This is a genomic window from Liquorilactobacillus mali KCTC 3596 = DSM 20444, assembly GCF_000260415.1.
Lineage (GTDB): Bacteria > Bacillota > Bacilli > Lactobacillales > Lactobacillaceae > Liquorilactobacillus > Liquorilactobacillus mali.
In genome coordinates this window covers 25,497-36,589 of the sequence record NZ_BACP01000059.1, presented here as the reverse complement: position 1 = coordinate 36,589, position 11,093 = coordinate 25,497, and the positions used below count along the sequence as shown (strand labels likewise).

Annotated in this window: 9 protein-coding genes and 1 riboswitch; of the genes, 8 read left to right on the top strand and 1 reads right to left on the bottom strand. The window is 36.2% G+C overall.

What is annotated here, in order from left to right; translation table 11 throughout:
* The first annotated feature begins 464 nt into the window (after positions 1-464).
* Positions 465-902: a MarR family winged helix-turn-helix transcriptional regulator gene (locus tag GSM_RS10665; protein WP_003688544.1), complete on the top strand. Its 438-nt coding sequence runs from the start codon at positions 465-467 to the stop codon at positions 900-902.
* A 46-nt stretch (positions 903-948) separates the two neighbouring features.
* Here GSM_RS10665 and GSM_RS10660 read toward each other — a convergent pair whose 3' ends face one another.
* The gene (locus tag GSM_RS10660) at positions 949-1,833 is read right to left on the bottom strand and encodes a LysR family transcriptional regulator (RefSeq protein WP_003688542.1); all 885 of its coding nucleotides are present in this window, start codon (positions 1,831-1,833) and stop codon (positions 949-951) included.
* A 273-nt stretch (positions 1,834-2,106) separates the two neighbouring features.
* Here GSM_RS10660 and GSM_RS10655 point away from each other — a divergent pair, with 273 nt between their 5' ends.
* From GSM_RS10655 to pcrA, 7 genes are all read left to right on the top strand, one after another.
* Positions 2,107-3,075, top strand: a complete 969-nt coding sequence (locus GSM_RS10655; RefSeq protein ID WP_003688539.1) for an AEC family transporter — start codon at positions 2,107-2,109, stop codon at positions 3,073-3,075.
* Between the two features lie 372 nt (positions 3,076-3,447).
* The gene (locus tag GSM_RS10650; protein ID WP_076621443.1) at positions 3,448-4,023 is read left to right on the top strand and encodes an ECF transporter S component; all 576 of its coding nucleotides are present in this window, start codon (positions 3,448-3,450) and stop codon (positions 4,021-4,023) included.
* Positions 4,024-4,181: 158 nt separating this feature from the next.
* Positions 4,182-4,769 (top strand): glycoside hydrolase family 73 protein, encoded by a 588-nt coding sequence (locus tag GSM_RS10645; protein WP_235720375.1) that lies wholly within the window; start codon positions 4,182-4,184, stop codon positions 4,767-4,769.
* 26 nt (positions 4,770-4,795) lie between these two features.
* Positions 4,796-4,894: riboswitch (purine riboswitch) on the top strand.
* Positions 4,895-4,962: 68 nt separating this feature from the next.
* A complete protein-coding gene (locus GSM_RS10640; protein WP_003688527.1) occupies positions 4,963-5,550 on the top strand; it encodes a xanthine phosphoribosyltransferase in 588 nt (195 codons plus the stop codon).
* Positions 5,543-6,838, top strand: coding sequence for a nucleobase:cation symporter-2 family protein (locus tag GSM_RS10635; protein ID WP_003688524.1), 1,296 nt, complete (start codon positions 5,543-5,545; stop codon positions 6,836-6,838). The genes GSM_RS10640 and GSM_RS10635 overlap by 8 nt, the downstream gene beginning before the upstream one ends.
* A gap of 407 nt (positions 6,839-7,245) precedes the next feature.
* The gene (locus GSM_RS10630) at positions 7,246-8,424 is read left to right on the top strand and encodes a 5-(carboxyamino)imidazole ribonucleotide synthase (RefSeq protein WP_050901472.1); all 1,179 of its coding nucleotides are present in this window, start codon (positions 7,246-7,248) and stop codon (positions 8,422-8,424) included.
* Positions 8,425-8,852: 428 nt separating this feature from the next.
* Positions 8,853-11,087: a DNA helicase PcrA gene (gene pcrA / locus GSM_RS10625; RefSeq protein ID WP_003688520.1), complete on the top strand. Its 2,235-nt coding sequence runs from the start codon at positions 8,853-8,855 to the stop codon at positions 11,085-11,087.
* Positions 11,088-11,093: the final 6 nt, after the last annotated feature.

The following is an 11,093-nucleotide window of genomic DNA, read 5'->3' as shown; positions in this document are numbered from 1 at the left end:
AATGTTCATTACTGTTTGTAGCAAGTTATACTATAATCACATGCTTTTTTGTTATGTTTAGTCAGTATTATTAAAGGGTTTGTTCAAAAGCATACTTATAAAAAAATTATGAGTTATAAGAAAAAATTTATTTTTTCAAACAATTTTAATAATATATATTAGTTAATATTAGTTCATTTTTTAGACTCTTAGTAGTACAATATAGAAGTAGAGGTTGACGTTCCTATGCATTAGCCAGTTAAAAGAAGAATGGTATAGCTCTGAAAGTTTAATATATTGCAATGAATATTAAATTACAAAGCAGATAATTGGTTTTTTTTAATATAAGGAATATAATTGTAGGCAAGAATTTATATTAAGTTGTGATTTTGAACATACTGACTTGACAGTAGGAATTAATTCTAGTATATTAAGTAAGTCTAAGTTGAATATAAATAAATTTAGCAAAAAGCGGAGGAAGAAAAGTGATAACTTTACAAAAATCTTTAACTAATTTAATGCAAGTGTTACGGTTACATGAACATCGTCAAAATGATCCTGATTTTGAGAAATTGGGTGCAATCGATGTTTATTACCTTGAAGCAATTTATCAATTGAAGGAACCTACCATTGGTATGATTTCCAAATTGCTTGATCAATCAACGCCTAATACTAACTATCATATTAAAAAATTAATGCGACTTGATTTAATTGAGAAACGCTTGGATGATACAGACCGACGCGTTACTCATTTGATGGTTACAGAGAAGTATCTCAAGATGCTTGAGTCAGATAATGAGTTCTGGCAAAGACTAGAAAACCGTTTGGAAGATGAAGTTGCACCAAAGGATTTAGCAATCTTCAAGAGGGTTCTACGTCAAACTATTGAGATTGTCTCTGATGAAAGCTTAGATGAATTTTAGATAGATAAAAAAGGGTCCTGACAGTTTTGTCAGGGCTCTTTTTTTCTTATAAATTAATTTTCTGTGGAAGTATCTCTATCAGACGCTGTTGAAGTTTGGTGAGCACATGTGAATGGCGATACACAATCGAAAGAAGGAATTCTGGTTGATTATCGTCAGCAATATCCAGGACTTTGATACCGGGTTCTGGAGGTAAGGCTAGTTCAGTTAAGAAACTTATTCCCATATTTTCCTTAATCATCGCTTTTAAGATGTGAACATCATTTGAACGATGAATAATTTGCGGTCGAAATTGATTGGCGTGGCACATCTTGCTGAAAGCAATCGAATGGATAAAGCGGTCATCCAATATAATGAACTTTTCTCTTGCCAATTCTTTGAAGTCAACACTATTTCGTTTTGCTAAAGGATGATTTTCGCTGACCGCAATCTTAAAGTGTGTACGATCGAAGATTTTAGCATCAAGCTTGGCATCAACAATTGGTGTAATCGAACCGATCAACGCCAAATCAAGTGTTCCATCAAGTATATAGGTAAGCATTTCATTTGATCCAGATTCAAAAATATCGAGTTTGTCAATTAAGCCGGCACGTAGTAATTCTGGTGCCACATGCGGGAAATAATAAGTTCCAATGATAGGTGGTAAACCGAAGAGTATTTTTTCACTTGAAATTCTAGAAAGTTCCTTTTTCATAACGTCCAGTTCATTCAATATCTGAGTGACATGGCGATCAAGCTGTTCCCCACTTGGAGTTACGACCAATTGTTTGTGAGAGCGGTCGCGGACAAATAGCTTAACTTCAAGTTCTGTTTCTAAACGTTTGATGGCCATAGTGATCGTAGGCTGACTTACATTAAAAAAAGAGGCAACCTGAGAGAAGTTTTTGTATTTGACCAACTCGTGGAAATAATGAAACTCCTTAATATTCATAATAATTCCTCCTCATAAAAATAGCTAAATATTCTTCATATAAAAACATTTGATAGTATGATGCATCTTTGACTATAAATTAACACAAGTTTAACATATCGAATATGTTTAGCAATGCTTTTAGAGGTGAAAATAATGAGTATGTTAATTTATTTTTCAAATAAACAACTTCTCTTTTGCGGAGATGATCAAATTATTCTATGATGATAACGAATTTATATGGATGAATATTTGATATAGTTTATTATTAATAATTTATGGGGGTAATAAGAAATGGCAGTATTTTTAACTTCAGTTTCTAGTGTAACAGTAATTGTTTTAATAATGGCTTTAGGATACATTCTGAGAAGAACAGGGTGGTTTTCAGATACATTTGGGAAGAATATTTCTTCTTTGATTACTAAAATTGCTCTACCGGCTTCAATCTTCATAGCTGTAATGAATAATTTAACACGGAGTAAATTATTTGGATTATCAGCGGGTTTAATTTTTCCTGCGATAGCCGTAATAATTGGTTATATAATTGCGTGGATAACGGTTAAAGTGTTAAAAATCCCAGCAGGTCGCCGTGGTATTTTTATGAATGCCGTTGTCAATGCTAATACGATCTTTATTGGAATGCCACTGAACAATGCACTTTTTGGTCAAAAAGCAACAACTTATTTTTTAATCTATTATATTATTAACACAGTTTCTACTTGGGCATTTGGTGTATTTTTGATTTCTAATGATGATCCGACCGTAGATAAGAGCAAGAAAAAATCGCAAAAGTTAAATTGGAAAAAACTTTTACCAATGCCACTTGTTGGTTTTATAGTTGCTGTTGCTTGGATGCTTACCGGTATCCCAGTTCCATCATTTGCTGAACAGACTTTGACATATGTTGGTTCGCTTGTAACACCATTATCATTAATTTATATTGGTATTGTTCTTGCTGATGCCGGCTTGAGTAATATGAAACTTGATCGAGATACTATTTTGGCTTTGTTAGGTCGTTTTGTTTTATCTCCAGTTGTGCTAATCCTATTGATCAAGATAGGTGCATCATTTGGTTTAGGTATACCAACCTTAATGAGTCAAACATTGACTGTTCAATCAGCTACACCAATGCTTGCTGTGCTGCCTATTTTAGCGAATGAGGCCCATGGGGACGTCAAGTATGCAACAAATGTTGTCACAATCAGTACGGTATTATTCATCGTAGTTGTGCCAATCTTAATGGCTGTTATTCAGTTTGTTTAAAATATAAATAATGGTTTAGGTTTTAGGTTAATCCGAACAAATATATTTTTTTCAAAGCATAAATCATAAATATAAATAAAAACAGGCAGCTGGAGCAAAGCTTAAACTTTGCTCCAGCTGCTTTTTTCCCTATAAAACTATTGTCTAAGTTGAAAATCTTCCCCAAACTACGAATGACTCATGAAAAAGTAAGTGTTATACTCGTAATTTCGTGATAGTATTCAAATACATCAACTAGTATTATAAGTTCATTTACTTAGCTATATTTAGATAAGTTATTATTTTTTTATAAGCAAAACAAAGTTTTACTGTGCTATAATCGACCCTATATTAATACGAGTGGAGTTGGAGCATTTGAGTAACAATCAAAAAATGAGAAGGCTCGTCTTTCTGTCTTTTTTTACAGCGATTATCATTGTCCAAAATTTAGTTCCATTTCTAGGCTACTTGCCGATTGGACCGTTAGATTTGACTTTGATCCACATTACAGTCATTGTTGCAGCTTTTTTACTTGGTCCAGTCGATGGAGCAATTATTGGGGGAGTATGGGGTGTGATAACTTTTATTAGGGCATTTGTTTGGCCAACTAGCCCATTGGCTACAATTGTCTTTATTAATCCGCTAATTGCTATTTTACCGCGGATCATGATAGGTGTTGTTGCAGGTGGACTATTTGCGATAGCGCTTAAAAGATATAAAAAGCCATATAGAGTTTTACCCATTGCAGCAATTTTGGGAGCCTGCTGCAACACTCTCTTAGTATTAGGACAAATTTATCTGTTTTATCAAGGAAAGTCGCAAATCTTGTACCATATTGATACTAAAGCTCTGTTACCATACTTATTGACTGTTGTGGGAACAAATGGGATTCCTGAAGCAATACTTGCTGGGATAGTTGCTCCTTTAATTAGTGTTCCATTGATCAAGCGATGGAACTTTCACGAATGAGATTGTTCAAAAATGAAAGGTTGAGTCTTTGTGCCTAGAAAAAAAAGTACAAGAACACGAGTCAGTAAGCGGAAGCCTGCTGTAAGGAGAAAGTCAAAATCTAAAAAAAAATTAGCATCTTTTATGCTCAAGGCCATATTCAAATTTTAAACGTTGCCGTGGCATTATTGATTCTTGGCATTCTAAGTGTACAGGTTCTTGGATGGGCCGGCAGAGTTGAGCAAAATAATCAACATGCACAAACTAGCCAAATAAGTGATGCAGCAAAACGTAAATTTATTACTGCGATACTCCCCATTGCACAAGAGCAACAAAAGCAATACAGGATATTAACAAGTATAACCTTAGCCCAAGCCGCACTGGAGTCTGATTGGGGGCAAAGCCAATTAGCCGCGCAATATCATAATTTGTTTGGAGTAAAGAGCAGTGCAGCTAATGCAAAGGCTCTGACGACAAAAGAATATGTCAACGGTCAGTGGATTACTGTAACTGCTGATTTTGCAGTTTATACTAGTTGGACAGAGTCAATTGAAGCTCATACGAGATTGTTTGTGCAAGGAACTGCGTGGGATAGCCAACACTATCAGACTGTTTTGGATGCCGGTAACTATAAGGAAGCGGCCCAGGCACTTCAAACGAAGGGTTATGCAACTGATCCCAACTATGCAACAAAATTGATTAGTTTGATCCAAACTTACAAATTGAATAAATATGATACCTTATCTGAGACAAACACGAATGAATAGTGTTGAAAAATGGGTTTTCATATGGTAATCTTCAATAGTATATTACTTATATAATGTCATAATATGGTTGGCGAGTTTCTACCTAGGACCGAGAATCTTAGACTATAAGTAAAAAAGCTATTGTTTAAGTGGCTTCTTTTACTGTTTTTGACTGTAGAAGAAGTCCTTTTTATTTTGTAAAGGAGAGACAAAAGTGAAGTTATTAGAGGATCGTATTCGTGAAGATGGGCTAGTTTTACCAGATAATGTACTGAAAGTTAATCAATTTTTAAATCATCAAATTGATCCTGATCTAATGTATAAATTGGGAGAGGAATTTGTGAGATTGTATCAAGGTGAGAAAATCACTAAGATAGTGACGATTGAAGCGTCAGGAATTGCCCCTGCAATAATGACTGGTCTAATTTTGCATGTGCCTGTTTTATTTGCACGCAAGCAAAAAAGCAGCACCATGAATTCGAAATTATACACGGCAGAAGTTTATTCGTATACGAAGAAAGTAAAAAATACGGTTTCTGTGGATCAAAAGTTTTTAAGCAAGGACGATCATGTTTTAATTATTGATGACTTCTTGGCCAATGGGCAGGCGGTTCAGGGATTGATAGATATTTGCAATGAAGCACAAGCTGAATTAGTTGGGGTAGGGATCGCAATCGAGAAATCTTTCCAAGATGGGGCAAAACTAATTAAAGAACAAGGTGTACGCCTTGAATCACTTGCTCGCATCTCATCTTTTGCTGGCAATCAAGTTCATTTTGTAGGAGATGAAAACAATGAATAACGAAGAACTCAAGGAAGTCTCGCATGGGAAAGCTGCTATTTTGGGGATTCAACATCTACTGGCAATGTATTCCGGTGCGGTAGCAGTACCATTGCTAATTGGGACTGCCCTGAATTTTAATAGTACACAAATGACTTATTTAGTTTCGATTGATATATTTATGTGCGGGTTAGCAACACTATTGCAATTATTAAAGAATCGTTATTTTGGGATTGGCTTACCTGTAGTCTTAGGCTGTGCTATTCAGGCAGTTGAACCGCTTAAGATGATTGGTAAACAATTTTCGATTGGAACAATGTACGGGGCAATTATTGTAGCCGGAGTCTTCGTGTTTTTGATTAGTGGGCAATTTGCTAAGATCAAAAAGTTCTTTCCTCCAGTAGTAACAGGATCATTGATTACAGTTATCGGTCTGACATTGATTCCAATTGCTGTTCAAAATATTGGTGGTGGGGATGCAACAGCTAAAACGTTTGGTAATTTACAAAACCTCCTACTAGGTTTGATTACCATCGTTGTTACACTATTGATACAGGTTTGGGGAAAAGGGTTTATCAGTTCAATTGGAGTTTTGATTGGTCTCGTGGCAGGAACAATTGCAGCATCATTTATGGGACTTGTTTCAACTTCTCCAATAACAGAGGCAGCGTGGTTTCATATTCCACAACCGTTCTATTTTGGTGCACCTCAATTCGAGTGGTCATCATCGTTAACAATGATAATTATCGCTTTAGTTTCAATGGTTGAATCGACAGGTGTATTTTTTGCTTTAGGAAGTATTTTAGACAAGCAGATTAAGGCGGATGATTTGAAAAGAGGTTATCGTGCAGAGGGATTAGCTGTAATTCTTGGAGGAGTTTTTAATACTTTTCCTTATACAACCTTTTCACAAAATGTAGGTTTACTGCAACTTTCTGGCATCAAGACAAAACGTCCAATCTACTGGTCAGCAGCAGTCTTAATGTTGATGGGGCTTTTGCCCAAAATTGGAGCGGTTGCAACAATTATTCCAACTCCCGTTTTAGGTGGAGCAATGCTAGTAATGTTCGCAATGATCAGTGTGCAAGGTATGCGCATGCTCTTTAAAGTTGATTTTTCCGATGAACGTAATATTTTAATTGTTGCTTTAGCTGTCGGAATGGGTCTTGGAGTTTCTGTATATCCAGGTATTTTCCAATTTCTACCAAAAACAGCACAGTTATTTTTAGGAAATGGAATTGTTGTTGCAAGCATAACATCAGTCCTGCTAAACATCGTTTTCAAAGGAAAAGACGGTTTAGTTGAGTAGCTGGAATAAAAAGTGAGTGAATTTTGACTTGTAAAACAATTTGCAGGTGATAGATAAAGGGACGGGGCTGGGTCAAAAGTTAAATTTTAACCTGGCTCCTTTATTATTTATTCCAGATAACCGTGCTCCATAAGTCAAGATTCGCAACAGTATTTAAGCTTTACCAACTTATGTCACACTCCTAACCTGTTTTTATTTAGACGATGGTTAAATTATTTGTAACCTAACACGGATTATGAGCGTAATTTATGTTAATACTCAAAAGTTAATCATTTTCTGATGTACTCATATATTTATAAACTATTAAATTTTATCCCGCCATAAATATGGTAAAATATCAATGAGAGAGTTACAGGAACGTTTTTAAAACGTCTAGGGTGATTATCCATATGGAAAGTAGTGAGAGAATGGAAAAAAAATTTTTGTTTCCAGGAGATACAATTGGAATCATAGGTGAAAGTTCCAATGGAATTATGCTTGCGGAAGCAGCAAAAAAGATGGGTTTTAAAGTTATTGCTTACAATAGTGATGAAGCCGCACCAACGGTTCAGGAAGCTGACCTAGGAGTTGTCGGTTCATTACATAGTAAGAGCAAGTTGCAAGACTTTGCTGAGCGGTGTGATCTTGTAACTTACGAATCAGACAAGGTACCTTCAGATGCTGTCGAATTAGTTAAACAGTATACGCAAGTTCCACAAGGCAGTGAAGCGCTGGAGATCACACAGGATCGCTTGTTAGAGCGTGCATTTTTGGAACAAATGAATGTCAATATTGCACCTTACGCAACTATAGTGAGTTTGGATGATATCTATCAAGCAATTGGTTCCATTGGTTACCCGTGTGTCTTAAAGCCAATTCAAAAGGGTTTTGGAAGAAAAAGGCAGCAGGTTATCAATAAACAGTCAGATATTGCAAAATGTGCTGATATTATTGATCTGGGTACTTATGTTCTTGAGGCATGGATTCCATATGAAAAGGAACTTTCAGTAATAATTGGTAAGGAGTTTGATGGAAAACTCAATTTTTTCCCAATCGTTGAGAACGTATATCGGGACCATCATTTGTTCCAGTCGATTACTAAGAGTCAGCTTGAGGCGGATGTTCAGTCTGAGGTGCATAGAATCGCAACTGAAATAGCTACACAACTTGACTATGTTGGCGTATTGGAAATTGCGTTTTTCCTGACCAATAGTGGATCACTTTACGTGAAAAGGGTAGTACCAGCACTTCATAAGGCTGGTTTTGTTTTTGAGAAAGCAACCAATATTTCTATGTTTGAGGTACATCTGCGAGCTCTTGCACAGATGCCGATTCCACAAGTAAGATTTGTTCAACCAACAGTGATGGTTGCGATTAAAGATGAAGACCTTGAACCATTGCGAACACAGTGGGTCTTAAAGGACAATTGGTTTTATCGTTTTTATCGCTATCCACAGACTAAGCGAATGGTTAATCCTGGGTATTTATTGGTTCTCGCAGGGACAACAACAGAGGCTGTCCAACAGATTGAAGCAACGAACATTTGGGGTGACAAAAGTGCTGAGAGTGATGCCTCGAAGAAAATAACTGATGAGGAGATTCAGTAGAAGCAGGAGTATAGTGTGTACTTTTGATTTGTTTCCTAATTTATTGCGCTTTATTGCTTTTAGTCACAAATTAAACAAAATACTGCAGCGGAAAATGTTTTTAATTTTCCTGCTGTAGTATTTTATTTTAAAAAAGAAAGCAAGACATAAGTTGGTAAAATCTGAGTACTAGTGCGAAATTATGAAAATGACAAGCATTTGTGCTATTGGTAATTCTAGATTAGAAGACAAAATCTTTTAATTTATGGAACATGTTTAGTTGAAATGAATAGAGAAGGTAAGTCAAAATATATCTGAGTTTTTATTTAGCATGTAGGGACTATTCTATTAACAATGGTAAAGTCTGATTCTTTTGTCTTTTTTTAAGAAGCGTAATGTTTTTTTTGGTATAATAAAATATGATTGGATTCAAGAGAGGATTGGAAAAAGTGACAGTAGAAAGACTACTAAAAGGAATGAATGATAAGCAGCAAGAAGCGGTCTTATGTACTGAAGGCCCACTATTGATTATTGCAGGAGCTGGGAGTGGGAAGACACGTGTTTTGACACATCGTGTAGCTTATCTGATTGAAGAGAAACAAGTCAATCCTTGGAATGTACTGGCAATTACTTTTACAAATAAAGCTGCAGCAGAAATGCGCGAACGTATCGGGAATTTACTGGAAGAGGGAGCAAATGATGTGTGGGTTTCAACATTTCATGCACTCTGTGTAAGAATCTTACGGCGAGATATTGATAAAATTGGGTATAACCGTGCCTTTACGATCACGGGAACCAGTGAACAACGGACCCTTATCAAACATATTTTAGCTGATTTGAATATTGATATTAAGAAATTTGATCCAAGAGCAATATTAAGTGAGATCTCGAATGCAAAGAATGATTTGAAGACACCTGCAGATTATCGTATGAATATCCAAGGGCCATTCGAACAAGTAGTGGCGGATGTTTACCCAGAGTACCAAAAACAATTAGAGAATAATCAAGCTGTTGACTTTGATGATCTGATTATGCTGACACATCGTTTGTTCAAAGAAGTACCAGATGTACTCGAATTCTATCAACGCAAGTTCCAATACATTCATGTTGATGAGTATCAGGATACTAATCAAGCCCAATACGAACTTGTAAGTTTATTGGCAAAGAAGAATCGTAATTTATGTGTTGTTGGTGATGCAGACCAGAGCATCTATGGTTGGCGTGGAGCTAACGTGGAAAACATCATGAATTTTGAACAGGACTATCCAGATACAACACTAGTTAAGCTGGAACAAAATTACCGCTCAACTAAGATAATTCTGCAGGCTGCGAATTCAGTGATTAAGAATAATACGAATCGCAAAGCAAAAGAATTGTGGACACAAAATAATGAAGGAACAAAGATCAGGTATTATCGTGGACAAAATGCGAATGATGAAGCCTTCTATGTTGTACGCAATATTCAAAAGATGATGCGCGAGAATGGATGCCATTACAATGACTTTGCAATTTTGTATCGCACAAATGCGCAGTCACGAACAATTGAAGAAACGTTTATAAAGGCTAATATTCCTTACAAGATTGTTGGAGCACATAAATTTTATGACCGTAAAGAGATACGTGATGTGCTGGCATATATGCAACTTGTAACCAATCCACAGGATTCATTGAGTTTTGAACGAATCGTTAATGAGCCAAAACGTGGTATTGGTAGCACAAGCATAGAACGCTTAAATGATTTTGCACAGAATATGGGAATGAGCCTTTTAGATGCGGCAAGTAATGCTGTTTTGGCGAATATCTCTGGTAAGGCAAGCAATGCGTTAGCAAATTTTGCTGATTTAATTAAAGACTTGCATGAATTGCGGGATAAATTGAATGTTACGGAAATGACGGAAAGAATTCTGGACAAGAGTGGCTATAAGAAAGTCCTAGAGGATTCTAAGACACTAGAAAATCAAAGCCGTTTAGAGAACTTGGAAGAATTCTTATCGGTTACTAAGCAGTTTGATGATTCATGGGAGCCTGAAGATGAAAATAGCGACTCATTTGTAGATTTTCTAGCGGATCTTGCACTGGTTTCTGATCAAGACAGTTTAGTTGAAGAAACAGATGAGGTTACTTTAATGACACTTCATGCAGCAAAAGGATTGGAATTCCCAATCGTTTTCATGATGGGAATGGAAGAGGGAATCTTTCCATTGTCTCGTTCCATGATGGATGAAAATGAACTTGAAGAAGAACGACGACTAGCCTACGTTGGAATTACACGAGCAGAAAGTGAACTATTTCTAACAAATGCATTTTCAAGAATGCTGTATGGGAGACGTCAAAATAATCCAGCATCAAGATTTATTGAAGAAATTGATCCTGAATTACTGCAGGCTGAAAATCAGCAAGTTGCTAATACAAGTATTAGACGCAATGATTCTAGAAAAGATTATCCTTTCGGGCAAGCAAAGACACGTTACAAGATGCCAGCTGGAACAGTCGAAGAAAGTAAAGGTACAGGTGCCGAGAAGGTAGGCTGGAGTGTTGGCGACAAGGTCTTACATAAGGCTTGGGGTGAAGGAACAGTCGTTAAACTTGCAGGAAGCGGAGAAGATATGGAATTGGATATTGCGTTTGCAGGAATGGGAATTAAGCGTCTACTGGCGTCCTTTGCACCAATTAAGAAAAAATAGTCTAAT